Raw genomic sequence first — 25,048 nt, forward strand, 5'->3', positions numbered from 1 at the left:
ATTGTTCGTAATGCTCAGTTGTCGCCGTTTGTCTCGGATACCAGCGCGCCGTTTGACCATGTCCCGACGGCTTCCTGTCCGCTTGCATAGGTCATCGTGCCTTCGCCTTCACGACGACCGCGGACGAAGCTGCCTTCGTAGACGTCGCCGTTCGCATATGTCGCGACACCTTCACCGTTGATTTCCCCGTCTTGCCAGGTGCCAACGTAGGTAAATCCGTCAGGCAAGTTGATCTCGCCTTGGCCATGGCGCTGGCCGTTCAGGAATGCGCCAATATAGACGGTGCCATCGGCATAGGTCGCGCGACCGAGGCCGTTACGCTGTCCCTCGGACCACTGCCCCTCATAAACGTAGCCGTCGGGGTAGGTCATCGTCCCCTGACCGTGGTGCTTTCCATCTACGAATTCGCCGACGTAGGTTAACCCGTTTTCGAAAGTCGCTGTGCCTGAGCCGGTTATGACGCCGTTTTCCCAGTCACCTTCATAAGTGGCCCCGTTGGGATAGCTGATTTTGCCGGTCCCGTCAGCGAGATCAGCGGTAAAGCTGCCGACATAGACGGAGCCGTCAGGATAGGTGACTTCACCTTCGCCGTCGATCTGCCCATCGACCCATTGGCCGACATATGTATAGCCATCGGTCGCGGTAAATGAGCCCATGCCATGTCTGCGGTCATTGAGGAATTCACCCTCATAAACGTCGCCATTTGCGTAGACTGACCGGCCCTCGCCTTCGCGGCGGCCATCGACCAGATTGCCTTCGTAGACATCGCCATTGGGCTGGGTCAGTGTTCCCAGGCCCTGAATTTCGCCGTCGACCCATGCGCCGGCATAAATCAGACCGTCAGCCATTGTCAGTGTGCCGGTGCCTTCGCGCTCTCCCGCGACCAGGGTGCCTTCATAAACTGAACCGTCTGGGTACGTGATCCGACCTTCACCTTGTTTTTGGCCGTTTTCCCATGCGCCAGCATATGTATATCCGCCGGGGCTTGTCATGGTGCCGGTGCCGTGGTGCATCGCGTTGCGGAATTCACCTTCATAGACCACGCCATTTGCGTAGGTTGCGACGCCGGTACCGGTAATGTTGCCGTCGAGCCATTCTCCTTCATAGGTTCCGCCGTCGGCAAAGGTGATTCGACCCTGACCTTCGGGCTTTCCGGCGACGAAAGATCCTTCATAGACAGACCCGTTCGGAAAGACGGCTGTCCCTTGGCCGCGAATCTCGCCTTCGACCCATTCACCAGTATATTCATAGCCGTTCGGCAGACGATATGTCCCTTGGCCATGCTGCAATCCATTGAGGAAGGTTCCCTCATACACACCGCCATCATCGTACTGTTTTGTTTGGATATCCTGCGCATGGGCAGTAGTCGCAAGGCCTGCAAGCAATGCAGCCAGCGCGACGCCCCTATGTGTGCCAAACATGGCCATGTGTATCTCCCATCATATCTCCCCGACCATCAGCTTAGGAAAGCGCGCCGTCCCTGACAACGCCTAAGGTGTCAGATGGCGGCAAACGGCTTTCCACTGCCGGTCAGTCTGCTACATGCTTTGCAGGGCATTGGGACAAAACTATGACAAAAATTTTTCGCCTCACAATCGCACAGCTGAATCCGACTGTTGGAGATATCGCTGGTAATGCGCAAAAAGCCCTGGAAGCTTGGGAAGCAGGCAAGGATGCAGGATCTGATCTGGTCGCTTTGCCCGAGATGTTTCTTGTGGGGTATCAAACCCAGGACCTCATCGCGAAACCTGCATTTATTGCTGATTTTATGCGGCATCTTGATGAACTGATGTTGGTAACCGCAGAAGGACCAGCGCTGTCGATCGGCGGTCCACTCGTCGAAGATGAGCGTCTTTATAATGCGTATTACACGCTGCACCGAGGGCAGCTGCATGCGGTGACCAAGAAGCATTTTCTGCCGAATTTCAATGTCTTCGATGAGGTGCGTTTGTTCAAGAGTGCCGGTATCGGCGGGCCATATTCAATCAACAACGGCGCCCGTATCGGCAATCCGATCTGCGAAGACGCGTGGTACCCGGATGTGTGCGAGGCCATGACCGAAAGCGGCGCGGAGATCCTCATTGTTCCGAACGGGTCGCCCTATTTTCGCGACAAGTTTGCGATCAGAATGAACACGATGGTCTCGCGCGTGATCGAGAATGACGTGCCGATGGTCTATCTCAACATGGTTGGCGGCCAAGACGATCAGATGTTTGATGGCGGGTCGTTTGTCCTGAACAGGGGTGGCAAATTAGCCGCACAACTCCCGGTTTTTGAGGAGGCGATGGCTCATTTGACCTTCGAAGTTGGCGAAAATGGGTGGTTTGCTCACGATGCTGAAAAGGCGACGCTGCCCGATAGTTTTGAACAGGACTACCGTGTGATGGTCGAAGCCTTGCGCGATTACATGGCCAAAACGGGCTTCAAGAAGGTGGTGCTGGGACTGTCTGGCGGGATCGACAGTGCGATTGTTGCAGCGATTGCAGTTGATGCATTGGGGTCAGACTGTGTCCGCTGTGTCATGCTGCCGTCGGAATATACCTCTCAGGCCTCGCTTGATGATGCGGCTGCCGCGGCGGAGGCTCTTGGCTGTCACTACGACATCGTCAGCATTGCCGGCCCGAGAGCGGCCGTGACTGAGGCATTGGCACCTCTCTTTGGTGATCGGCCCGCAGATTTGACGGAAGAGAACATCCAATCACGTATTCGGGGCCTGTTGCTCATGGCGCAGTCGAATAAATTTGGTGAAATGCTGCTGACTACGGGTAACAAATCCGAAGTCGCGGTGGGCTATGCCACGATCTACGGTGACATGGCCGGTGGGTATAATCCCATCAAAGACCTGTATAAGACCCGCGTTTTCGAGATTGCCCGATGGCGCAATGATCATCACCGTGACTGGATGAAGGGCCCAAAGGGAGAAGTCGTGCCGGTTGCGATCATTGATAAACCGCCATCTGCCGAGCTTAGACCGGATCAGAAGGACTCCGATAGCCTGCCGCCCTACGAGGTCCTGGATGGCATTCTTACGAAGCTCGTCGACGAAGAAGCATCCGTTGCCGACTGCGTCGCGGCTGGCTATGACCGTGAGACAGTCAAGCGTGTGGAACACTTGCTTTACATCAGTGAATACAAGCGATTCCAGTCAGCACCGGGTCCGCGACTGTCAAACCGTGCATTTTGGCTGGATCGGCGGTATCCGATCGTCAACCGATGGCGCGATCCAAGCTGACCGCATGGCTCGTGGTGATGGTATTTCTGCGCGCAGCGCATTTGGGGCTGTGCTTATCGTTCTTGGTGGTTTGCTCTTGCTTGTCGGCCTGCGCTTCGGTGCCCCGCCGTGGGTGCCGTTCTCTGCACTGGCCTTCGTCGGTTTAGGCGCAGTTCTGATCTTTCGCCGAACGAAGGGCTGACTTCACAAGGCAAGCCAACTCGCGCTAGTTTGCGACATGGCCGAGAACAAGACACAAGCAACTGATCAGTCCGTGACCGCGTTCATTGCCGCCGTAGATCATCCGACACGGCGACAAGATGCGGCAACGCTTGATGATCTGTTTCGCCGCGTAACTGGTTTCAAACCACAGATGTGGGGTCCCAGTCTGATCGGCTATGGCAAATATCATTACGTCTATGACAGTGGGCGCGAAGGCGACTTCCTTGCGACAGGCTTCAGCCCCCGCAAAGCAAACCTCTCGGTCTATATCATGCCGGGATACACCGATTTCAGTGAAATACTCTCCCGCCTCGGCAAGCACAAAATCGGAAAGTCCTGTCTCTATATCAACAAGCTTTCTGACATCGACTTGGACGTTCTTGAAGAGCTTGTGCGCGCTGGCCTGCAGGACCTTGATAGCAAGTGGCCGGTAGAGCCGACCTGATACATTATCAGTGCCCCAATCTGTTCATTGTGCAGCCTCTGCGGCTACCGGCGAAAACTGGACAAGTCTGCGCATGCATGATCAAAGCGCCTCAACAGGAGACGCACCATGACGACAACCAGATTCGCCCCTTCGCCGACCGGCTGGCTGCACATCGGCAACCTGCGTGCCGCGCTCTTTAATTATGCGATTGCCCGGCAGAACGGCGGTACCTTCATCCTGCGCATCGACGACACCGACGCGGAGCGTTCAAAGGACGAATATATCGCCGGGATCAAGGATGATCTTACTTGGCTCGGCATTACATGGGATCGTGTTGAGCATCAGTCCGCCCGCATGGACCGCTATCTGGAAGCCAAGCAAAAGCTGATTGATATGGGTCGGCTCTACGAATGTTTCGAGACCCCGACGGAATTGGAACTGAAGCGCAAGAAGCAGCTCAATATGGGCAAACCGCCGGTCTATGATCGTGCAGCTCTGGCACTGTCAGAGGACGAAAAGGACGCCCTGCGGGCCGAGCGGGGATCGCACTGGCGCTTCCTACTGGATCACGAGCGGATCGAATGGACCGACGGAATTATCGGCGACATTTCCATTGACGCAGCCTCGGTCAGCGATCCGGTCCTGTTCAAAAACGATGGCCAGATTCTCTATACGCTGGCATCTGTCGTTGATGATACAGAGATGGGGATCACGGACGTCGTGCGTGGCTCTGATCACGTGACGAATACCGCGACGCAAATTCAGATGATCAAGGCGCTGGGCGGTGAGGTGCCTCGTTTTGCGCACCATTCGCTGCTGACAGGCCCGCAGGGCGAGGCGCTGTCAAAGCGTCTCGGCACGCTTGCACTGCGCGACCTGCGCGCGAAAGGTATCGCGCCTCAGGCAATCCTTTCGCTCATGGCCCGGCTTGGGTCATCCGATCCTATTGAATTGCGCGCAAATATCGAATGCGTGGTCGCGGGCTTTGACCTGTCAAAGTTCGGATCAGCGCCAACGAAGTTTGATGCAGCTGATCTTGTCCCGCTGACGGCTCGCCATCTGGCGACACTTGAGGCACCTGATGTCAGCGACACTTTGGACGCTGCTGGTGTGCCGGTTGAACAGGCGGCTGCGTTCTGGGGTGTGGTGCGCGAGAACATCAACAGCCTTGATGAGGTAGCCGATTGGTGGGCGCTTTTCCGCGATGGTGCAGAGCCTTTGGTTGCCGATGAGGATCGCGCGTTCGTTGCTGATGCATTCGGCTTGCTGCCGTCGCCGCCATATAACGCGGCAACATGGGCCGAATGGACTGCCGTGGTGAAAGAGGCGACCGGCCGCAAGGGCAAGGGTCTTTTCATGCCGTTGCGGAAAGCCGTCACAGGCCGCGAACGCGGGCCGGAGATGGCTGAGGTCATGCCGCTGCTGCAAAAGAAACCCGCGCTCTGATCAGAGATTGGCTTAGAGGGCGGCGTTTCTAATCCGTTCCAGATGAGCGGTGACGAGATCCGTTTCATATGACGTCAACGCTTGGTGGCGTGGGTAAATCGGGTCAGCGCGATCGTTCAGGAGCGGGACTCCCCAGCCATCAGTGGTGTCAAAGAAATGGCCGACACCATCTTCGCCATAGAGACGCAGGTAGCCTTGCGCGACCACATCAACATAGCTGAGCAGGATTGGGTGCGTGCCTGCTGATGAGACATGCTCCGGCTTTACCTGATAGACGGCGGTCTGCCCTATATGATCGACCAAATGGCTGACATCGTGTCGGGCGTACGCGGCCTCTCGCTGATCAAGGGCTGCCCAGTCATCATTGGGTACCCCGGCGATCACGCCTTTTAATGTGGTTGCACCGTCCGGAATGACGGAAAGGTAGCTGACTTCTCTTAATGCTGTGCCACGCCAGACACGTCGCCACCCCCGCAGTGTCGCGGTCCGCGGATCGGCGTAGCTGTGTGTTGCCAGATTAACGAGGCTGCCATAGCCGAAAAACGAAGGGTGGCTCATTCTCTGGCGCGTAGCACCTGTGCCGGACGGGCCGCAAGGGGCCGCCAAGCAAAAGCAAGTCCGGCAGCCGTTGTTGCGATAACACCGCCCCCGACGATCAGCAGGGCATTTGCCCAAATCACCGTGTAGTCGGTATCCATGACAAACGTGGAAACCGCCCACCCGCCGAGGATTCCCGCAACAAGGGCGACAAGCCCTGCCGCAAAGCCGAGGATCGCAGCTCTGAGCGCGAAGCTGGCGAGAATACGACCACGCGATGCGCCGATGGTTTTCAGCACGGCAGATTCGAAAGTGCGGGCACGTTCACCGGCGGCTGCAGCCCCAATCAGAACAAGGAAGCCTGTTATAAGAGTGATCAAGGCTCCGTATCGGGTGGCAGCAGATATGCCGCCAACCAGTTCGATCACCTGATCAATTGCATCCCTGATCCGGATCGCAGTGATGTTGGGATAAGCCGTGGCCAGATCGCGCAGGATCGCTGCCTCGGCCTCTTCTTCTGCATAGACGGTTGAAATCCAGCTATGCGGCGCGCCGGCAAGCGCGCTTTGGTTCATAGCAAGCACAAATCCGATCCCTGCGTCTTCCCAGCTCACCTCGCGAAAGCTTGTGACTTCAGCGGTAATGTCGCGACCAAGGACGTTCACCGTCATCATATCGCCAAGCTGCAATCCCATCTCGGCGGCTTCTTCAGCGGAAAAACTGATTTGCGGAGGCCCGCTATAGTCCTCTTCCCACCACGACCCATCTGTGACAACGGTGCCTTGTGGTTGCTCATCTGCGTATGTGATCCCGCGATCGCCTTGCGTCACCCAATGACCACCGGTGACCTCTTCTGCGGGCTCACCGTTAATCTGCGTGATGATTCCGCGCAGCATGGGCGCCGTATCGACACGGCTGACGGCATCGTCTTCGTCGAGACGCGCACGGAACCCGTCGATCTGGTCTGGCTGGATATCAACAAAGAAATAGCTTGGCGCGACTTCGGGTAACTCGTCTGCAAATGCACTGCGCAGGTTACCATCAATCTGCCCGACAGCTGCCAAGACAGTCAGGCCAAGCCCCAAGGAAAGAACAACAGATGTCGTTTCGCCGCCACGCGCACCGATTGCGCCAAACGCAAGTCTCAATGCGGGGCGTCCGCGCGCGGGCTTGCGGAAGCGTCGTACAATCCAGCGGATCGCGAACGCAGAAAGCACGAGAAGCGCTAAAGCTGCGATAATCCCACCCGCGGTCCAAAGTGTCAGATAAACGGTGCCTGAAAACCAGCTTGCCGCGCCGACAAGCGCCGCGATAAGCACGGCAATCGCGATGAGATATCGTGTTGAAGGCAGGCCACCAGCCGCAGCAAATGCATCGCGGAAGAGTGTCGCTGCACGGATGTCCTCAGTCTTTGCCAAGGGCCATAGCGTGAAGACAAGCGCTGCCAGCACCCCGTAGACCGCCGCCTCGAACAGTGGTGCGGGATAAACTGTAAAGACAGCGGGGATAGGCAATCGTGCCTCGATGAGTGGCGCGAAGAGTACAGGTAAACTGCCGCCGATCAGAAGCCCCAAAGCAATCCCCAATATCGTCAGCATCCCTACCTGAATGAAATAGGTCTGGAAGATAATCGCGCGGGTCGCACCAAGTGTCTTCAGCGTTGCGATTACCCCCATCTTGCCCGCGAGATAGGCACGGACCGCAGCCGACACGCCGACCCCACCAACGGCAAGGCCTGAAAGGCCAACAAGAATCAGGAATGCTCCGATCCGGTCAACGAACTGTGCAACACCACCGGCGCCGCGTCGGCTGTCGCGCCATCGCAAACCGCTGTCGCGGAATTGCGCGTCCGCTTCCGCCTCAAGCGTTGCCAAGTCTGCATCAGCAGGCAGGTCCAGCCGATATTGGGTTGAGAATAGCGTCCCTTCGGAGATCAGGCCCGACTGCGAAAGGTCATCGGTCAAGACAATGGTGCGCGGCCCAAGGCCAAACCCGGCGGCGGCGTTGTCGGGATAGCGGTCAAGAATTGCGCGCAGTGTGAAATCCTGCTCGCCCAAACGAAAGCTATCACCAGCCTGCAAGCCAAGCCGATCCGCCAAGACGCGTTCCATCACGCCGCCAACATCAGCCAACGCATCCTCAAGCAGCATAGGTGGATCAAGCCGGACTGTCCCAATCAATGGATAAAGATCGTCGACGGCCCGAACTTGTGTCAGACCGCGTTCCGTGCCGCCATCGCGATCGACCACCACCATCGACCGAAAATCGACCGTTTCGGAGACTTCATCGGCGATGCTTTCGAGCCAGGCCAACTCTTCATCTCTGGCAAAGCGGTAGGTGAATTCGACCTCAGCATCTCCGCCGAGAAGGGCCGCGCCATCGCGTTGCAATCCTGCCTCGATCCCGGCCCTGACAGTGCCTACGGCGGCTATGGCCGCGACACCCAAAGCCAGACAGGCAAGGAACACGCGAAAACCACGCAAACCGCCCCGCAGTTCACGCCACGCAAAACGCCTCGCAGTTCGCAAACTCATTCTGCAGCCTTCGCCACAGGAGTGTCGATCCGGCCTCCGCGCAACCGGATGATCCGATCGCAACGATTTGCCAGCTCATTGGAGTGTGTCACCATGATGAGGGTGGCTCCGTGACGGTCGCGGAGATCAAAAAGCAGCTCGACAATTGCCTTGCCGTTTGTCTCATCAAGATTGCCAGTCGGTTCATCCGCAAGCAGGAGTTTTGGTCGGGGGGCTGACGCACGCGCGAGAGCCACGCGTTGTTGTTCGCCGCCAGACATCTGGCTGGGATAGTGGTCGAGCCGATCTGACAGCCCGACTGCCTTGAGCTCCGCTTCAGCGCGGTCGAAAGCATCTTTTGCTCCTGCCAATTCAAGTGGCGTTGCGACGTTTTCAAGTGCGGTCATTGTGGGGATCAGGTGGAAAGACTGAAAGACGACCCCCATATTGTCTCTACGAAAGAGGGCTAGCTGGTCTTCATTCATCGTCGTCAGGTCCTGACCAAGTGCCATGATCTTACCAGATGAAGCCTGTTCCAGTCCGCCCATCAACATCAGGAGAGATGACTTGCCAGATCCACTTGGCCCGATCAGACCCAGCGTTTCGCCCATGGCGACGTCAAGCGAGATATCATGGAGGATGTCGACACGCCCGGCGTTGCCATCGAGTGACAGGTTTGCGTTCGCGATGGAAAGGACTGGTGCGGTCATCGGTGCGGCCTTTGAACGAATGAGTTCACTTGCATATGGGTTCTTTTCGCAGTGTGCCAAGCTCGGCACAGCGATCTTACTGTCTCATACGGCGCTGCACGCAGAGGAGATCACTGTCGCGGCGCTCGGCGACAGCCTTACGGCTGGATACGGGCTGCCGCAGGAAGCTGGGTTTGTGCCGCAGCTACAAGCGTGGCTGGTTGAGGAAGGCTACGATGTCAGCGTCATCAACGCGGGCGTATCAGGTGACACCACAGCAGGCGGGCTGTCACGGGTTGGATGGACACTCTCGCCCGACGTCGACGCGATGATCGTCGCGCTTGGCGGCAACGACTATCTTCGCGGGATTGATCCGACAGTAAGCAAAGCAAATCTGGATGGCATTTTGGCTCAGGCCGCGGGAGCAGACGTTCCTGTCTTTTTGGTCGGCCTGGCGGTCGGCACCAACTATGGACGGGACTACAAAGAAGCTTTTGAAGGGATGTATGTGGCGTTGGCAGAGACCCACGATGTTCCGCTCTACTCTGATTTCGCGGCAGGATTGCGCGCCGCGGCCGGTATGAGCGAAGGATTTACGGAATTCTTGCAGCCTGACGGGATCCATCCAAATGCGGAAGGCGTGAAGATCATCGTCAATGCGATGGGGCCAGAAATTGCTGCGTTTCTTGGGGAACTGAATTAGATCATGCCGGGTCGCTACTATCTCACCGATCCGGTTGCAGGTCTTGATAATCCGCCAAGGCGAAACATCGCGCCAGGTGAGGAGGTCGCAGTCATAACGAAGGCGGGCCCGCGCCTCATGCGTTGGGGGCTCATCCCGAATGGGCGCGTCAATGCGCGAGGGCGGCCGGTTTTGGAGACGATCATCAACGTCCGGTCAGAAACCATCTTTGACAAATCGGCATTTGAAGGCCTTCGTCGCGCGGTCGTACCAGCAAGCGGTTGGTATGAGTGGACAGGACAAAAGGGACGCAAACAGCCATGGCGCATCAGCCGGAAAGATGGGGTACAAATTCTCTTCGCGGCTGTCTTTGATGTATGGAAGGCACCCGGCGGGCAAGAGGTTCCGCAAGTCGCGACGGTCACATGTCCACCATCTGCTGACGTGATCGATATTCATCACCGCATGGGCTTTATTCTGGAACTTTCTGATGTGCCGACTTGGCTTGATGCGGACGAAAGCAAAGCCAGCACACTGCTGAAACCTTTTCCGGACGGGCGACTGTTCGTCGAGAAAGCCGATGACGTCGACTGGAACTCCACCTGAGGCGCGACCGTTGTGTTGTTATCCAAAGCGAAAGGGAGAAACATGTCAGTCGCAAAAGTAACCGAAATAATCGCATCATCCGATAAATCCTTTGATGATGCAGTAACGACCGGAATTGAACGGGCGTCAGAAACACTCAAGGGCATTACTGGTGCTTGGGTGTCCGATCAAAAGGTCACTGTCGAAGATGGTAAGATCGCGGAATATCGCGTCGTCCTGAAAGTGACGTTTGTGCTGGAAGACTAAAAAGAAAAAAGCGGCCACCCGGGGGTGGCCGCTTTCAAAATTCGTTTGAGCGTCGTTTAGCTTGCAAGAACAAGATTGACCGCGCTTTCGCGTCCGTCACGTCCTGCCTCAACATCGAAATCGATTTTCTGATCATCGCGCAGTGTCGTCAGACCAGCGCGTTCAACAGCGGAGATGTGAACAAACACATCTTTTGATCCGCCTTCAGGGGCGATGAAACCATAGCCCTTCGTTGCATTAAACCATTTTACGGTTCCAGAAGCCATTTCACATTCCTCCAAAGTAACCGCTCGCGAAGATGCAGCGGCGCGGCGCGGTCAGACGATTCAGTGAACTGGGCCGTGAAGCGGGCAGTGGACGTGAGGTCAACGTTGCCGCGACATTCTGCCACACGGGACAAAAAATTCAACCCTTTAGCAGAGCATAAATCGCGGCAACGATAAGTTTTTGATCTTAGACGAGAGCTAGATTAATCGCAGCTTCGCGACCGTCACGGCCGGACTCAATGTCATAGCTGACCTTTTGATCATCTTTCAGGCCGGTCAAACCGGCGCGCTCTAATGCGGTGATGTGAACAAACACATCCTTTGATCCGCCGTCAGGGGCAATAAACCCGTAACCCTTTGTTGTATTGAACCATTTTACGGTGCCAGTGGCCATCGTAATATTCCTCTCTTTTCAGTCTGCCCGCGAGATTGCGGCAGTGTGGCGGTGTCAGTAAAAATCGAAAGCTGTCGCCGATGAAAAGCAGGCAGTGGTCGAGATGGGTAACGTTCGCGCCCTTACACGTGGGCTGAATCCTGTGTAAATCAAGGCTGACAGTGCAAATTGTGAACTGTGTGACTGTTTTCACGCAGAACAGTTGACGCCGATTCTATCGTGCGAATACAGCTTGAGACCTCCAATCGGCCGACGGTTTATGGGTCGGCCGACGCAGCACTTTCTGGGCTATCCCCTACATCTCGACACTTAGAAAGTCAGCGCACGAACTTCTTATGCTTCATCCGCTTAGGCTCGAGTGCATCAGCACCTAGTCGGGATCGTTTGTCTTCTTCGTAGTCGGTAAAGCCACCCTGGAACCACTCCACATGGGCGTCACCTTCAAACGCAAGGATATGGGTGCAGATCCTGTCGAGGAAAAAGCGGTCGTGGCTGATCACCACCGCGCAACCTGCAAAATCGACCAGCGCATCTTCGAGCGCCCTCAACGTCTCCACATCCAGATCGTTGGTCGGTTCGTCGAGCAGCAGCACGTTGCCACCTGACTTCAGCAGCTTGGCCATATGCACGCGGTTGCGCTCGCCCCCTGACAAGAGGCCAACTTTCTTCTGCTGGTCACCACCTTTGAAGTTGAAAGCGGAGCAATACGCGCGGCTATTCATGGAAGCATCGCCAAGTTCGATGATCTCGGCCCCACCGCTGATTTCCTCCCACACAGTGGCGTCAGGGTTCAGCGCGTCGCGGGACTGGTCGACATAGGCGAGTTTTACGGTGTCACCGTATTCCACGGAGCCTGCGTCGGGCTCCAATTGTCCAGTCAGCATCGAGAATAGCGTCGACTTACCCGCGCCGTTGGGTCCGATGACACCAACGATCCCACCCGGTGGCAGGCTGAATTCCAGATCTTCAATCAGGAGTTTGTCACCCATCGCCTTTTTCAGACCTTCGACCTCGATCACTTTCGAGCCGAGTCGTGGACCATTTGGAATGATGATCTGGGCGCGACCGATTTTCTCGCGTTCCGACTGATTTGCCATCTCGTTGTAGGCGGCGATCCGTGCCTTGGACTTGGCTTGACGTGCTTTGGCGCCCTGTCGCATCCATTCGAGTTCGCGGGCCAGCGTGCGCTGCTTGGATTTGTCTTCTTTTGCTTCACGTTCGAGCCGCTTCGCCTTGGCTTCGAGCCAAGACGAGTAATTCCCCTCATGCGGAATGCCCGAACCGCGGTCGAGTTCGAGAATCCATCCAGTGATTGCATCAAGGAAATAGCGGTCGTGGGTGACGATCAGGCAGGTGCCTTTGTAGTCAATCAGGTGCTGCTGCAGCCAAGCGATGGTTTCTGCGTCGAGGTGGTTGGTTGGTTCGTCGAGCAGCAACATATCGGGCGCTTCAAGCAACAGTTTGCAAAGCGCCACGCGGCGTTTTTCACCGCCGGAAAGTGTTGTCACATCCGCATCGTCTGGCGGGCAGCGCAGCGCCTCCATGGAGATATCGATCTGCGCATCCAGATCCCACAGGTTCATGCTGTCGATCTGATCCTGCAATTGGGCCATCTCGTCGGCGGTTTCTTCGGAGTAGTTCATCGCCACTTCGTTATAGCGATCAAGGATCGCCTTTTTCTCGGCCACGCCGAGCATGACGTTTTCCCGCACCGTCAGGTTGGGATCGAGTTCCGGCTCCTGAGGCAGATAGCCAACGCGTGCGCCTTCTGCCGCCCATGCCTCGCCAGCAAAATCCTTGTCCTGTCCTGCCATAATGCGCATCAGGGTTGATTTACCGGTGCCGTTCACACCGACGACACCAATTTTCACACCGGGCAGGAAGTTCAGACGGATGTTCTCAAAGACCTTCTTGCCACCGGGATAGGTCTTGGACACGCCGTCCATGAAGTAGACAAATTGATAGGCAGCCATGCTGGGACGCTCCGCTTGGGAATTTCGTTTGCGCTTCAATAGCGGGGCTGGGGGGCAGGGGCAATCCGTCGCTGTGTCTAGAGCGTGATCTGCAAGCCGTCTTTCCCTAAAAAGAACGGGCCGTCCCAATGTTTGCGCACGGCATCGGTCCAATTCTGATCAGTGAAGTCAGGATCGCCGTCTGGGACCATATGGTTGAGGGCGAGTTGTTTTACACCTGCATCTTTTGCGATGCGTCCCACGTCCTCTGCATCTGTATGGCTGCGCAAGATATGGGTGCGAAGGCGTTCGTCACCGTTGGTCATGCGCGCGCAGAGTGCCTCAACTCCGTCTCGAAGCATGGCCTCGTGAACCAGAAGATCAGACCCGCGCGCGAATTCGGCCATTTCTGGCATGTAGGCGGTGTCGCCTGACAAGGTGACGCTGCTGTGCTGCCCGTCAAAACGCAGTGCGAATGTATCGACGATTGGCGGATGCACGTTGCGCATTGCGCGCATGGTGATGCCGCCAAAGTCATGGCTGTCGCCAATGACGGAAATTGCAGCAAGGCTATCGAAATCGCAGCGCCCCTCATCCCTGATCCGCAAGTCGATGTCGAACCGCATGCTTTCTTGAAAGGCGTGCCAGTAGTCATCCAAACCCTTGGGTCCGATGACTGGAATTGTCCGATTGAGGCCTGCTGTCCACGCGGTATGAAAAAGGGGACCAAGCTCCAGATAATGATCAGAGTGAAGGTGCGTGATCACGATCATGTCGATCTGGGTCAGCGCGACGCCCTGATCACAAATACCCCGGGTCACCCCGAGTCCGCAGTCGACGACGATATTTTTACCATCCATGCGCAAGAGCATGGAAACCGGCATTTGAGAGCCGGGGCGAATGGCGGGGCCACCCTTGACCCCCATCAGGGCAAGACTGTCGGTCACAAATCGATCCTCATCATGGGATCACTTTGCACCGAAGAAACAGAATTGCCCAGCCATCCGCGCAGCAGACAAACCCCACTTTGTCTGCTGCGAAGCGAACTAGATGCCCGTCTTCGATGCGTCGCTGTAAAGCCCGACAATGCTATTCATCTCAGCCGTCATGGCGGAAGTCTGTGCAAAGACAATCGCGAGTGTCTCGGAATCGGCTTGCTCAATTGACGCAAGAATGGGTTTCAGCGCCTCCCAGCGAGCAGTCACGCCGGCAAGTGCATCTGCAATCTCTTCGGTTGGCGGCGGGCGAACACCTGCGGCTGACATGCCATTCGCGAGCGCATAGAGAGAGTTTTCGAACAATTCCGATGCCGCCTGAAGTTCAGCAGAAACAGTTTCGCTACCAAGACCTGTGCCAGTCAGGCAGGCATTCTTGGAAATGCGCTGCGACAACATACGCTGGCGACCTGCGATGTCGATCAGCAAGGCATCAGCCTGTACCAGCACTGCAGGGTTGGAATATTGCGCGGTAATTTCAGCAGTCATGCGCTGCGCGAACTCCAGAAGAGGCACGCTCAGTGCGGCCAGTTCCGCGACGGTCGTTGCATCACCGGCGCCGACAGAAATCAGACGGGCCTGTTCTTCGACCGGACCCCAATGCTCATTCAACATGGTCAGACCGACCAGTGTGCGGCGGCGTTCTTCTGGATCAAAAATGCCGCGGCTTGGATCACCAAATTCAAGTGCGTATAGGATATCGTTAAATTCCTTCGACGCATTGATCAGCGTGGGCCAAGTGGCTGACGTATCAACACCGGCGCGGACGTAGCAGCCTGCGGCAACAACCTGCTGGCTCAACATCCGTAGCTTGCCTGACTGATTGATCCGTTCACTCGCACCATCGTCTTCAAGCATATTAGCCGCAGCAAGTTGCATGTCTGGAACCGGCTGCGCGGCGTCTTCAGCCAATGCTGCTGTGGCAAACGTAGAAACAACAACCGCGCCGAGCAGATTTGCACAGCGCCCAAAGGGCATACTCTTAAACATTTTGGGGGACTTTCCTCTGGCTTGGCGACCCTGCGTGATCGCACGAAATTGGTTACTCTTAAACTGACACACCTTCTGCCGGATGGCATGCCTCGGTCTCACAAAACGAAATCTAGCTTCGCTAAATTCGCCACAGCCCCCACCGTGGTGCATTCACATGGCCGCAAAAGAATTGATGGGTCAAGCATTTCTGCAAAACATTTGCAAAAAGCCATATTTACGTGAACGGAACATAAAAAAGGGCCGCGAAACCGCAGCCCTTTGACACAATTTTGCCCTATTTTACTGAGGAATCTCTGCGTCGATTCCCTCGACGTAGAAGTTCATGCCAGCAAGCGTGCCATCATCGGCAACCTCGCCGTCAGCAAGCCAGACCGATCCGTCCTGACGATTCAGAGGTCCTGTGAAGGCATGGTATTCACCGGTGCGCAGGCGCTCGATCATGTCCTCAGCCGAAGCTTTGACCTCTGCAGGTACGGCGTCGGTGATTTCACCGATCTTCACCATGCCAGGCCCGATGCCGTCCCATGTGTCCATGCTTTCCCAGGTGCCGTCGATGACAGCTTGGGTGCGGGCGATGTAGTAAGGTGCCCAGTCATCAATGATTGAGGAAACGCGCGGGAATGGCGCAAACTCGGCCATATCCGAAGCCTGACCGAAGGTGACAACATTGCCCGCAGCTTGTGCAGCCGCTTGTGGTGCGGTCGAGTCTGTGTGCTGCAGGATCACATCGGCACCCTGTTCGATCAGAACGTTTGCTGCTTCAGCTTCTTTTGCAGGGTCGAACCATGTGTAGGCCCAGACGATCTTGAACTCGACATCCGGATTCACCTCACGTGCATGGATGAATGCAGAGTTGATGCCGCGGATGACTTCCGGGATCGGGAAGGAGGCGATGTATCCGATGATATTGCTCTCTGTCATGTGTCCGGCGATATGTCCCTGAACCGCGCGGCCTTCATAGAAGCGGGCCGAATAGGTCGAGACGTTGTCAGCGCGCTTGTAGCCGGTGGCGTGTTCGAACTTCACATCGGGGAACTGGGATGCAACCTCGATGGTCTGGTCCATGTAACCGAAAGATGTGGTGAAGATCAGGTCAGCACCTTGCAGCGCCATCTGTGTCATGACGCGCACAGCGTCCGGGCCCTCAGGCACGCTTTCGACATAGACGGTTTCGACCTGGTCGCCCAAAGCCTCTTCCACGGCCAGACGGCCCTGATCGTGTTCGTATGTCCAGCCGCCGTCGCCGACCGGCCCGACGTAGACAAAGCCGACTTTGACAGGCTCGTGCCCGTCAGCGACAGCCCCTGTTGCCATGCCAAGTGCGACCGTCGCACCTGCCAGAATATTCTTAATTGTCATCTTCATCCCCTTGGTGGTGTTAAGTGCCCCTAGCGTGAGGCGTGGAAAGATTGCCCCAGTGACCCGGGCGCACGTCCGGCCCGCATAATAACCAGAACCGCGATGGTGGCCAGATAGGGTGCCATTGAAAGATACTCGACTGCAATTGCCGCGCCGGCTGCCTGTAAGTTCAACTGCAAAACAGTGACGCCGCCAAACAAATAAGCGCCCAGCAAAAGCCGCCATGGCCGCCAGCTGGCGAAGACGACGATGGCAAGGGCGATCCAGCCAGCACCGGCAGTCATGCCTTCGGTCCATTGCGGGACGCGCACCAGGCTCAGGTATGCGCCGCCGAGCCCGGCACAGGCCCCGCCGAACATGATGGCGAGCATACGCACACGCACGACGTGGTAGCCCAATGCATGGGCGGCTTCATGGTTCTCGCCAACGGCTCGCAGGATCAAGCCCGCGCGACTGTATTTGAGAAACGCCCAGACACCCGCAACGATGATCAGCCCCACATAAACCATCGGGTCGTGCTGGAAGACGATAGGTCCGACGATTGGGATGTCGCCGAGAAGGGGGATATCCCAGTCAGGAAAGGACGGTGCCTTGATCCCGATGTAGCCTTGTCCCAGCAGCGCCGAGAGGCCCAACCCGAAAAGCGTCAGGGCAAGGCCCGTCGCCACTTGATTGGACAAAAGGAATTGGGTGAGGACACCAAAAACAACAGAAAGCAGCGCACCTCCAACCGCAGCCCCAACAAAGCCGAGCCAGGGTGAGCCGCTGTTGACGGCAACAACAAAACCGCAGACGGCACCGGTAATCATCATCCCCTCAACGCCAAGGTTCAAAACGCCAGCCCGCTCGACGACCAATTCGCCAATCGCCGCAAGCAGGATCGGTGTGGCTGCAACCATGAGCGAGGCAAGGAGGAGGATCGGATTAATAGAGGACAGATCCATCAGAAGCCTCCATGAATTGCGAGATGAACGACAGAGGCCGTCGCTCCGGCGGACATGACCATGACACCGACATGCCTGGCCCTTGGGGTGTGCATACGACCAAGTCTGTTCCGTAATTGCGGGATGAAACGCCGCGCAACTGCAAATGAGGCGAGAAGCGCCAATAAGACTGCGAAATGCCCCACGACAAATGTTGTTATTGCGGACACAGGACTTGTCCCGCCGCTCAGGGTCTTATGCAGCATCGACAGCATCATCGGTCCCATCAAGGCACCGGCTACAAAGGGTGTGGCTATGCTTCTCACGATGCCACCTCCTTGCGACCGAACTGCACGCGGAAATTCGTCAAAACATCGACGGCGAGCAGAAAGAACAGAAGCATCCCCTGCAAGAGCTGGATCGCTGCAAGTGGCAGCCCGAGGTTTGATTGGGCAATTTCGCCACCAATGTAGGTCAGTGCCATCAATCCACCCGCCAGCAAAATCCCCACGGGATGAAGCCGTCCAAGGAAGGCAACAATGATCGCGGTGAAACCGTAGCCGACATTGAAGTCGATGCTGACCTGCCCTGCCGGTCCTGCGATCTCAAAAAGACCAGCAAGCCCCGCTAGGACACCAGAGATCCCCATGCAGACCAAAACAAGACGCGCGGGGTTCACGCCTGCAAAGCGGGCTGCACGCGGGCTTTGCCCCGACAGTTTGACATTGAACCCAAAGATGTGCCGCGAAAGGGCAATGTAGGCCACGATCACAGCAATCAGGGCCGCGACGACGCCCCAGTGCATGCCGGCACTCTGACTGATCCAGCTGCTCGCGCTGTCGTATTGAGCAAGGTTCCGGCTGCCCGGAAAGCCCATGCCATCGGGGTTTCGCAACGCGCCAAGCGCCATTGAGGCCAATAGCTGTTCAGCCACATAGACCAGCATCAGCGACACTAGAATTTCATTCGTCCCAAACCGCACCCGCAAAAAGCCGGGGATCATTGCCCAAGCAAAGCCGCCCAAGGCACCGGCGACGACCATGAGAGGGAAGATGATGAAACTTTCCATCGGATAGAAAGCCAGACCAACCGCAGCGCCGCAAATTGCGCCTACGATGTATTGGCCTTCAGCCCCGATGTTCCAAATTCCCGCGCGGAAGCCAAAAGAGAGACCCATTGCAATCAGGACAAGTGGCGCCCCCTTGATCAGAAGCTGCGGGCGATAGAACCAGGCGAATTCTGAAAAGAGCGGATCGAAGAAGATTGTTCTGATCGTCTCAAAGGGATTTTGACCAAGCGCTGCAAAAAGCAGTCCGCCGAAAAGCATTGTCAGAAGAACAGCAAGCACTGGCGTGGCAAAAACCCAAGGGCGGGATGGCTGAGGGCGTTTTTCAAGTCGTATCATTGCCCACCCTCTGAAAGTGATTGGATCAAAACGGATATGCGCCGCAGTGTGTTGTCTTGCGTTTCGGGTTGAAGACCCTTTCTGAAAGTCTTCTTATGCATCGACATGCGCCACCTCCATGTCATGTGCGCCGCCCAGCATCAGGCCAATCTCTTCGACGGTCAGTCCGGTCGCCGCGCGTGGAGACGAAAGACGCCCCTCATTCAAGGCGGCAAACCGGTCAGAGATTTCCATGAGTTCATCAAGATCCTGACTGATCACGATGACGGCCGAGCCATTCGCCGCCAGATCCAGCAGGGCCTGCCTGATCGCCGCGGCAGCTGAGGCATCGACGCCCCAGGTTGGCTGGTTCACAACCAGCACATCAGGGCGCTGCATGATCTCCCGACCAATCACAAATTTCTGTAAGTTACCGCCGGAAAGCGAGCGAGCGGCGTTTTGTGGCCCGGGCGTGCGCACGTCGAAGGCTTTGATGACACCTTCGGCAAAAGTGCGTGCCTTGCCCCACTGTAGAAACCCCTTCTTAGCCAGTCCTTCGCGCGTGGTCGCTGTAAGGATCGCGTTTTCTGTCAAGCTCATGTCTGGGGCGGCTGCATGACCCATCCGCTCTTCAGGTGCAGCAAGAAGTCCGGCCTTCCGGCGCGCGTTTGGAGGCAGATGCCCGATATCCTTATCTTGAAAACGCACCATCGCGCGTTTCGTCCGCAGCTCTCCCGAAAGGGCCGCTACCAGTTCATCCTGCCCATTGCCAGCCACTCCACCAATCCCCAGTACCTCGCCTTTGCGGACCTCAAGGTTGATATCACGCAAGGGTGTGCCAAAGCGGTGTGGCGCGGGGGCGGAGAGTCCTTTGAGCGCTAGGATCACGTCACCGACCGGGCGTGGGGCTTTTTCTGGCACATGCAGTTTGGTGCCGACCATCAGTTCGGCCATGTCCCGCGCCGATGTTTCGCGTGGGTCACAGGTGCCAACCACCTGTCCGAGACGCAGCACTGTCGCATTTTCACACAAGGCGCGGATTTCTTCGAGCTTGTGCGAGATATAGAGGATTGCTGTCCCCTCGGATGAAAGCTTGCGCAAGGTTTCGAAAAGAATTTGGACTTCCTGCGGCGTCAACACCGATGTGGGTTCATCCATGATGAGCAGCTTGGGGTCCTGTAGCAGGCAACGAATGATTTCAACACGTTGGCGCTCGCCAGCCGACAACTCCCCGACGATCCTGTCAGGGTCAAGCGGAAGCCCGTATTGGTCAGAGACCTGCCGCACCCGCGCCGCGATCTCGGCCTGTGGAGGCGGGTTCTCCATGCCCAGCGCGATGTTTTCGGCCACATTCATCGCATCGAAAAGCGAGAAGTGCTGGAACACCATGGCTATCCCGGATGCTCTCGCAATGCGGGGTTCCTGTGGCGCGAAAGGTTGGCCCTCAAGCGTCATCGACCCGGCATCGGGTTTCACCAAACCATAGATCGTCTTGACCAGCGTTGACTTGCCGGCGCCGTTCTCACCAAGAAGCGCGTGAACTTCGCCATACCCGATGTCGAATGACACATCTTTGTTGGCAACCACGCCAGGATAAGCCTTGGTCAAACCCGAAAGGCGCAAAAGCGGTTCTGTCATGCCGTGCGATCCTTTGATTGCTCTCTGCTCTGGGTGATCATGGCAGCACCGACACCAAGTGCAATCTCGGCAGGGTGCTTTCCAAGGACCGGATCCCCGATAGGGCACGCGATACGTGCAATCTGTTCAGGGGAATGCCCCAAAGCGGCGAGCCTGCGCTTGAAACGGGCCCATTTTGTCGCCGATCCAATCAACCCGATACTGCCGAACCGCTGTGAGAGCAGAGCATGGCAAAGCGCCAAATCAATTTCGTGGCTGTAAGTCAGAATCAGATGGTCGGCATTCTCGGGCGCGTGTTTGACGACATGAACCGGATCGGAGGCGACGAGCACCGTTACTTCGGTATCGGGAAAACGATCTGCGGAAGTATCGACCCATGTGATGTCAAACTGCGGCAGAGGCGCCATCACATTCACGATGGCGCGCCCGACGTGACCAGCACCATAGATCCACAATGGACGGCTTTGGGGTGTCTCGATAGTTTCAGCCGCTTCATAGTCGAGTGTGACAGACCCACCGCAGCATTGTCCCAAAGCGGGTCCAAGCGGGTAAGTCATCGAAAACGTTTTGCGCCCCTCGGCAAGCATGCGCCTTGCTTCGGTCATCGCCTGCCATTCGAGTGTCCCGCCGCCAATGGTGCCTTCGATCCTATCATTGTAGACGAGCATCTGCGTGCCAGCTTCTCGCGGCACAGAGCCGGCTGTGCGGCTCACCGTGATGCGGATAGCCGCGCTCATCCACGTGCCCTTTTGACGGCCGCCAGAACGGCTTCTGCAGTCGCTGGTGCTTGCAGGTCGGGATAGTTCTGACCACAGGCCGCGCACGCGTCTGACAAGGCAAGAAAGGCCGAAATTCCGAGCATGAACGGTGGCTCACCCACGGCTTTCGAGCGATAGATCGTCTGTGCAGGGTTTGGTGCGTCCCAGAGTTCGACATTGAAAACGTCAGGCCGGTCAGAACAGGCTGGAATCTTGTAGGTTGACGGCGCATGAGTCCGCAGGCGGCCCTTGTCGTCCCAAACCAGCTCTTCTGTCGTCAGCCAACCCGCGCCCTGCACGTAACCGCCTTCTACTTGCCCGATATCGAGTGCTGGGTTCAGAGAGGCACCGGCATCATGCAGGATGTCCGTCCGTAGAATACGGTTTTCGCCGGTGAGCGTATCGATCACGACTTCCGTGATCGCAGCACCTTGCGCGAAATAGAAGAATGGCCGACCCTCACCCTTGATCCGGTCCCAGGACAGATCCGGTGTTTTGTAAAACCCTGTGGCCGAGAGACTGACGCGATTGAGATAGGCGGTCTGAACAGCCTCCGCGAAGGGAAGCTCAATATCGCCAAACGAAACCTTGCCATTTGCGAATTTTATCTGTTCGGGAGATACGTCGTGGAGGCCCGCCAGACATTCCGCAATTCGACCGCGGATCGTGTCGCAGGCATTGGCCACCGCCATACCGTTCAGATCTGATCCCGATGATGCAGCAGTCGCCGAGGTGTTTGGCACTTTTCCGGTATCTGTCGCAGTGATCTTGACCGCAGAGACATCTATGCCGAACCGGCTGGCGGCGACCTGCGCCACCTTCTGGAATAGCCCTTGGCCCATTTCGGTGCCGCCATGGTTCATATGGACTGAGCCATCCTGATAGACATGCACCAATGCACCCGCTTGATTGAGGTGCGTCAGGGTAAAGGAAATCCCGAATTTCACCGGAGAAAACGCGATCCCGCGCTTCAGGATCGGTTGATTTTGATTCCATTCCGAGATTGCGGCGCGCCGGTCTGCGTAGTCAGCCTTTTCAAGCAGTGCGTCAGTCATCTCATGCAGAATGAAGTCCGTGACCGGCATGTGATAGGGTGTGGTCTGAACGACAGGCTTCGGCGAGAATTCACCACCATAGCGGCGGCCGCGCCCCGCTTGCACCTGATGATCCGAAGCATCTTGCGATTGAGCCGACGCGTCGGGCGCTGATAGCCCCACTTTGTCCATCGCCTCATAGAAATTGCGCTGACGCACCAACACCGGGTCCAGCCCGAGCGTGGCTGCGATATGGTCCATCACGCGCTCGATCCCAACGACACCTTGCGGTCCGCCAAACCCGCGGAACGCGGTTGCCGATTGGGTGTTTGTCCGCAACCTGTGTGACGTGATACGCGCGGCGGGCAGATGATAGGCATTGTCGGCATGCAGCATTGCGCGGTCAGCGACAGGTAATGACAAATCAAGCGCCCAGCCACAGCGTGTCATTTGGGTGAAACCTACCCCGGCGATCTGGCCATCATCACCAAAACCAACATCATATGTGATACGAAAGTCGTGACGTTTGCCAGTGATGATCATGTCGTCATCGCGGTCGTAACGCATCTTGCAAGGCCTGCCAGTGGCGCCAGCCGCGACCGCACAGGCGACGGCCAAAGCGTTGCCTTGGCTTTCCTTGCCACCGAAACCGCCGCCCATCCGGCGCACCTCACAGCGAACGGCGTGCATCGGCTTACCTATGGCCTCTGCCACCTTATGCTGAATTTCAGTAGGATGCTGCGTCGAAGAGTGAACCACCATGTCGCCGCCTTCCTGCGGCAGTGCGAGGGCGGCTTGTCCTTCGAGATAGAAGTGTTCCTGCCCGCCCATCTCGATCTGCCCTTGCAGGCGGTGCGGTGCTGATGCAAGCGCTGCGTCAATATCGCCTTTGGCCCAGACGCGCGGTGCTTCTTCAAAATGCGACCCGGCATCCATTGCCTCGTCAAAGGTCAGGATGGGATGATATTCATCATAGTTGATCTCTGCCAGTCGCGCGGCCTTCCTTGCTGCGTGATGCGAAGTAGCAATAACCAGGAAAATTGGCTGTCCAAGGTAATGAATTGTTCCGTCAGACAGCAAAGGCTCATCATGAATCGAGGGTGAGACATCATTCGCGAATGGCAGGTCATCTGCGACCAACACGTCGATGACGCCCTCTGCTGCTTTGACCTTCATCAGATCCAATTCAGTAATCCGGCCGCAAGCGATCTCTGACATGCCGAAGGCCAGATGCAACGTGCCGTTTGGCGTCGGGATATCATCAATATAGCGCGCAGCGCCCGTCACATGCAGGGCAGCAGCATCGTGGGGCAGGGGTTTCGCGACGCTCATGCCTTCACCTCCAGGACACTCACCTCATCGCCCTGCAGTTCGGCGAAATACCGCAACAGAAGGTTGCGCGCAGTTTCCAACCTGTAGTCGGCAGAGGCGCGCATGTCTGACATCGGCGTATAGTCAGCGCCGAATTTGTCAGCCGCGTCGGTGACTGTTTGCTGCGACCAAGGCTTTCCGATGAGAGCTGCCTCGACAGTTTCGGCGCGATGCGGTGTGCCAGCCATGCCGCCGAACGCGATACGTGCTGTTGCGACGACACCGTCCTCGACAGTCACGTTAAAGCATCCGCAAACTGCAGAGATATCCTGATCAAACCGCTTTGAAATCTTGTAGCACCGCAAGGCAGGCGCCGATTTCGGGAAAGTTACGCCGGTGACCAATTCACCTGCTTTGCGGTCCTGCTGACCGTAGGCGACAAAGAGGTCCTCAATCGGCAAATCACGCGTATCTGTTCCATGGCGCAGATGAAGCGTTGCACCCAACGCGATCAGCGCAGGCGGGTTGTCCCCGATCGGCGAGCCATTGGCGATATTGCCGCCGATCGTCGCGGCACTTCTGACCTGCTCGGACCCATAGCGGCGGATCATTTCAGCGTAAGAAGGGTGAAACTGTTTCATCGCGTCATGGACATCTGCCATGGTGACACCTGCACCGATTGAGATGGTCTCTTCACCGACCTCGATGTGCTGCAGATCACGGCAGCGATTGAGGAAAACGACCTTCGGCAGATCGCGCAACTGTTTGGTCACCCAAAGACCAACATCGGTCGCGCCGGCGATAATTGTTGCGTCCGGATTTGCCGCATACCAGTCAGCAAGGTCATCAAGCGTCTCTGGCGCAAATTCTGGGGTTTCGACATCGGGTGTCGCCTCATTGAGCCAGTCCGGCACCGCGGCATCAGCTGCGGCCTCGGCTGCCCGGATGATCGGTACATAGCCAGTGCAGCGACACAGATTACCGGCCAAAACATCGTCGTGGTCTTTGCGGCCATTTGCGTGAGCCACAGCCATCGAAACGACAAAGCCGGGGGTGCAAAAACCGCACTGCGACCCATGATGATCGACCATCGCTTGCTGAACCGGATGCATCTGGCCGTCAGGACCGCTCATCCCTTCGACTGTGCGTACAGTTTTGCCGTGCAGTTGCGGCATAAATAGAATGCAGGCGTTCAGCGCCTTGGCGCCATCCTTGTCAGAGACCATGACAGTGCAGGCCCCGCAGTCCCCCTCGTTGCAGCCCTCTTTGGTGCCGCAAAGACCACGATCCTCGCGCAGCCAGTCAAGCAGGGTACGGGTTGGCTCCGCCTCCACCTGCACGGTTTCCCCATTGAGAAGAAACGTGACGTTCATTGTTCAATTGACCGTCGCCTTACCATCGGTTGCGCGGTGGAAGAGGTGTCGATGCGACGTAGACACCATCCGCGTAAGCTGAAGCCCAT

The 25,048-nt window shown here is 56.9% G+C and carries 23 protein-coding genes; 7 read left to right on the top strand and 16 right to left on the bottom strand.

What is annotated here, in order from left to right:
* Positions 1-14: 14 nt before the first annotated feature.
* Complete coding sequence (locus BM316_RS14285; protein WP_090209955.1) at positions 15-1,427, bottom strand: MORN repeat-containing protein; 1,413 nt, start codon at positions 1,425-1,427, stop codon at positions 15-17.
* A 143-nt stretch (positions 1,428-1,570) separates the two neighbouring features.
* On the opposite strand from BM316_RS14285, the gene BM316_RS14290 reads away from it, so the two are divergent.
* From BM316_RS14290 to gltX, 4 genes are all read left to right on the top strand, one after another.
* The gene (locus tag BM316_RS14290) at positions 1,571-3,232 is read left to right on the top strand and encodes an NAD+ synthase (protein ID WP_090209957.1); all 1,662 of its coding nucleotides are present in this window, start codon (positions 1,571-1,573) and stop codon (positions 3,230-3,232) included.
* A 4-nt stretch (positions 3,233-3,236) separates the two neighbouring features.
* Positions 3,237-3,413: a hypothetical protein gene (locus BM316_RS16755; RefSeq protein ID WP_165606607.1), complete on the top strand. Its 177-nt coding sequence runs from the start codon at positions 3,237-3,239 to the stop codon at positions 3,411-3,413.
* A gap of 36 nt (positions 3,414-3,449) precedes the next feature.
* Positions 3,450-3,878 (top strand): DUF1801 domain-containing protein, encoded by a 429-nt coding sequence (locus BM316_RS14295; protein ID WP_090209958.1) that lies wholly within the window; start codon positions 3,450-3,452, stop codon positions 3,876-3,878.
* 108 nt (positions 3,879-3,986) lie between these two features.
* Complete coding sequence (gene gltX, locus BM316_RS14300) at positions 3,987-5,306, top strand: glutamate--tRNA ligase (RefSeq protein WP_090209960.1); 1,320 nt, start codon at positions 3,987-3,989, stop codon at positions 5,304-5,306.
* Positions 5,307-5,318: 12 nt separating this feature from the next.
* Here the strand turns inward: gltX and BM316_RS14305 are convergent, their stop codons facing one another.
* Genes BM316_RS14305 through BM316_RS14315 form a run of 3 tightly spaced genes read right to left on the bottom strand, consistent with a single transcriptional unit; the run spans position 5,319 to position 9,066 of the window.
* Positions 5,319-5,864, bottom strand: coding sequence for a gamma-glutamylcyclotransferase family protein (locus BM316_RS14305; RefSeq protein WP_090209962.1), 546 nt, complete (start codon positions 5,862-5,864; stop codon positions 5,319-5,321).
* Positions 5,861-8,377, bottom strand: a complete 2,517-nt coding sequence (locus tag BM316_RS14310) for an ABC transporter permease (RefSeq protein WP_090209963.1) — start codon at positions 8,375-8,377, stop codon at positions 5,861-5,863. Before BM316_RS14310 ends, BM316_RS14305 begins: the two co-directional genes overlap by 4 nt.
* A complete protein-coding gene (locus tag BM316_RS14315; protein ID WP_090209965.1) occupies positions 8,374-9,066 on the bottom strand; it encodes an ABC transporter ATP-binding protein in 693 nt (230 codons plus the stop codon). Before BM316_RS14315 ends, BM316_RS14310 begins: the two co-directional genes overlap by 4 nt.
* A gap of 19 nt (positions 9,067-9,085) precedes the next feature.
* Between BM316_RS14315 and BM316_RS14320 the strand changes: the two genes are divergently transcribed.
* The 3 genes from BM316_RS14320 to BM316_RS14330 are packed head-to-tail and all read left to right on the top strand — an operon-like array spanning position 9,086 to position 10,579.
* Positions 9,086-9,748 carry an arylesterase gene (locus tag BM316_RS14320; RefSeq protein ID WP_090209967.1) on the top strand — a complete coding sequence of 221 codons (663 nt, stop codon included), beginning with the start codon at positions 9,086-9,088 and terminating at the stop codon, positions 9,746-9,748.
* Between the two features lie 3 nt (positions 9,749-9,751).
* Positions 9,752-10,333 carry an SOS response-associated peptidase gene (locus BM316_RS14325; RefSeq protein WP_090209969.1) on the top strand — a complete coding sequence of 194 codons (582 nt, stop codon included), beginning with the start codon at positions 9,752-9,754 and terminating at the stop codon, positions 10,331-10,333.
* Positions 10,334-10,375: 42 nt separating this feature from the next.
* The gene (locus BM316_RS14330) at positions 10,376-10,579 is read left to right on the top strand and encodes a dodecin family protein (protein WP_090209971.1); all 204 of its coding nucleotides are present in this window, start codon (positions 10,376-10,378) and stop codon (positions 10,577-10,579) included.
* Between the two features lie 56 nt (positions 10,580-10,635).
* Here BM316_RS14330 and BM316_RS14335 read toward each other — a convergent pair whose 3' ends face one another.
* The 12 genes from BM316_RS14335 to xdhA all read right to left on the bottom strand — a co-directional run bounded on the left by BM316_RS14335 (position 10,636) and on the right by xdhA (position 24,959).
* Complete coding sequence (locus tag BM316_RS14335; RefSeq protein WP_090209973.1) at positions 10,636-10,845, bottom strand: cold-shock protein; 210 nt, start codon at positions 10,843-10,845, stop codon at positions 10,636-10,638.
* 187 nt (positions 10,846-11,032) lie between these two features.
* Positions 11,033-11,239, bottom strand: coding sequence for a cold-shock protein (locus BM316_RS14340; protein ID WP_090209975.1), 207 nt, complete (start codon positions 11,237-11,239; stop codon positions 11,033-11,035).
* Between the two features lie 317 nt (positions 11,240-11,556).
* Positions 11,557-13,212 (bottom strand): energy-dependent translational throttle protein EttA, encoded by a 1,656-nt coding sequence (gene ettA, locus BM316_RS14345; protein ID WP_090209977.1) that lies wholly within the window; start codon positions 13,210-13,212, stop codon positions 11,557-11,559.
* 77 nt (positions 13,213-13,289) lie between these two features.
* A complete protein-coding gene (locus BM316_RS14350; protein WP_242649919.1) occupies positions 13,290-14,138 on the bottom strand; it encodes an MBL fold metallo-hydrolase in 849 nt (282 codons plus the stop codon).
* A gap of 99 nt (positions 14,139-14,237) precedes the next feature.
* On the bottom strand, positions 14,238-15,176 hold the full coding sequence (locus BM316_RS14355; RefSeq protein WP_165606608.1) for a type IV pili methyl-accepting chemotaxis transducer N-terminal domain-containing protein: 939 nt from the start codon (positions 15,174-15,176) through the stop codon (positions 14,238-14,240).
* A 282-nt stretch (positions 15,177-15,458) separates the two neighbouring features.
* Positions 15,459-16,538, bottom strand: a complete 1,080-nt coding sequence (locus tag BM316_RS14360; protein WP_090210416.1) for a BMP family ABC transporter substrate-binding protein — start codon at positions 16,536-16,538, stop codon at positions 15,459-15,461.
* Between the two features lie 29 nt (positions 16,539-16,567).
* Positions 16,568-17,482: an ABC transporter permease gene (locus BM316_RS14365; protein ID WP_090209983.1), complete on the bottom strand. Its 915-nt coding sequence runs from the start codon at positions 17,480-17,482 to the stop codon at positions 16,568-16,570.
* A gap of 301 nt (positions 17,483-17,783) precedes the next feature.
* On the bottom strand, positions 17,784-18,866 hold the full coding sequence (locus BM316_RS14375) for an ABC transporter permease (protein WP_090209989.1): 1,083 nt from the start codon (positions 18,864-18,866) through the stop codon (positions 17,784-17,786).
* A gap of 93 nt (positions 18,867-18,959) precedes the next feature.
* Positions 18,960-20,483 (bottom strand): ABC transporter ATP-binding protein, encoded by a 1,524-nt coding sequence (locus BM316_RS14380; protein WP_090209991.1) that lies wholly within the window; start codon positions 20,481-20,483, stop codon positions 18,960-18,962.
* Entirely contained in the window at positions 20,480-21,220 is a 741-nt protein-coding gene (gene xdhC / locus BM316_RS14385) for a xanthine dehydrogenase accessory protein XdhC (RefSeq protein ID WP_090209993.1), read from the bottom strand. Before xdhC ends, BM316_RS14380 begins: the two co-directional genes overlap by 4 nt.
* Positions 21,217-23,607 (bottom strand): xanthine dehydrogenase molybdopterin binding subunit, encoded by a 2,391-nt coding sequence (xdhB, locus tag BM316_RS14390; protein ID WP_090209995.1) that lies wholly within the window; start codon positions 23,605-23,607, stop codon positions 21,217-21,219. Before xdhB ends, xdhC begins: the two co-directional genes overlap by 4 nt.
* Positions 23,604-24,959: a xanthine dehydrogenase small subunit gene (gene xdhA, locus BM316_RS14395; RefSeq protein WP_090209997.1), complete on the bottom strand. Its 1,356-nt coding sequence runs from the start codon at positions 24,957-24,959 to the stop codon at positions 23,604-23,606. The genes xdhB and xdhA overlap by 4 nt, the downstream gene beginning before the upstream one ends.
* Positions 24,960-25,048 lie beyond the last annotated feature (89 nt).

Origin of the sequence: Yoonia litorea (genome assembly GCF_900114675.1) — a bacterium.
Classification (GTDB): domain Bacteria; phylum Pseudomonadota; class Alphaproteobacteria; order Rhodobacterales; family Rhodobacteraceae; genus Yoonia; species Yoonia litorea.

Bases quoted from the DNA above. Each gene is read 5' to 3' on its own strand.
- BM316_RS14305 (WP_090209962.1), bottom strand. From the start codon at position 5,864: ATGAGCCACCCTTCGTTTTTCGGCTATGGCAGCCTCGTTAATCTGGCA.
- BM316_RS14335 (WP_090209973.1), bottom strand. From the start codon at position 10,845: ATGGCTTCTGGAACCGTAAAATGGTTTAATGCAACGAAGGGCTATGGT.
- xdhC (WP_090209993.1), bottom strand. From the start codon at position 21,220: ATGAGCGCGGCTATCCGCATCACGGTGAGCCGCACAGCCGGCTCTGTG.
- BM316_RS14320 (WP_090209967.1), top strand. From the start codon at position 9,086: ATGAGTTCACTTGCATATGGGTTCTTTTCGCAGTGTGCCAAGCTCGGC.
- BM316_RS14295 (WP_090209958.1), top strand. From the start codon at position 3,450: ATGGCCGAGAACAAGACACAAGCAACTGATCAGTCCGTGACCGCGTTC.
- xdhA (WP_090209997.1), bottom strand. From the start codon at position 24,959: ATGAACGTCACGTTTCTTCTCAATGGGGAAACCGTGCAGGTGGAGGCG.
- BM316_RS14380 (WP_090209991.1), bottom strand. From the start codon at position 20,483: ATGACAGAACCGCTTTTGCGCCTTTCGGGTTTGACCAAGGCTTATCCT.
- BM316_RS14375 (WP_090209989.1), bottom strand. From the start codon at position 18,866: ATGATACGACTTGAAAAACGCCCTCAGCCATCCCGCCCTTGGGTTTTT.
- BM316_RS14315 (WP_090209965.1), bottom strand. From the start codon at position 9,066: ATGACCGCACCAGTCCTTTCCATCGCGAACGCAAACCTGTCACTCGAT.
- BM316_RS14325 (WP_090209969.1), top strand. From the start codon at position 9,752: ATGCCGGGTCGCTACTATCTCACCGATCCGGTTGCAGGTCTTGATAAT.
- BM316_RS14285 (WP_090209955.1), bottom strand. From the start codon at position 1,427: ATGGCCATGTTTGGCACACATAGGGGCGTCGCGCTGGCTGCATTGCTT.
- BM316_RS14310 (WP_090209963.1), bottom strand. From the start codon at position 8,377: ATGAGTTTGCGAACTGCGAGGCGTTTTGCGTGGCGTGAACTGCGGGGC.
- BM316_RS16755 (WP_165606607.1), top strand. From the start codon at position 3,237: ATGGCTCGTGGTGATGGTATTTCTGCGCGCAGCGCATTTGGGGCTGTG.
- BM316_RS14360 (WP_090210416.1), bottom strand. From the start codon at position 16,538: ATGACAATTAAGAATATTCTGGCAGGTGCGACGGTCGCACTTGGCATG.
- xdhB (WP_090209995.1), bottom strand. From the start codon at position 23,607: ATGAGCGTCGCGAAACCCCTGCCCCACGATGCTGCTGCCCTGCATGTG.
- BM316_RS14340 (WP_090209975.1), bottom strand. From the start codon at position 11,239: ATGGCCACTGGCACCGTAAAATGGTTCAATACAACAAAGGGTTACGGG.
- BM316_RS14355 (WP_165606608.1), bottom strand. From the start codon at position 15,176: ATGTTTAAGAGTATGCCCTTTGGGCGCTGTGCAAATCTGCTCGGCGCG.
- BM316_RS14330 (WP_090209971.1), top strand. From the start codon at position 10,376: ATGTCAGTCGCAAAAGTAACCGAAATAATCGCATCATCCGATAAATCC.
- ettA (WP_090209977.1), bottom strand. From the start codon at position 13,212: ATGGCTGCCTATCAATTTGTCTACTTCATGGACGGCGTGTCCAAGACC.
- gltX (WP_090209960.1), top strand. From the start codon at position 3,987: ATGACGACAACCAGATTCGCCCCTTCGCCGACCGGCTGGCTGCACATC.
- BM316_RS14290 (WP_090209957.1), top strand. From the start codon at position 1,571: ATGACAAAAATTTTTCGCCTCACAATCGCACAGCTGAATCCGACTGTT.
- BM316_RS14365 (WP_090209983.1), bottom strand. From the start codon at position 17,482: ATGGATCTGTCCTCTATTAATCCGATCCTCCTCCTTGCCTCGCTCATG.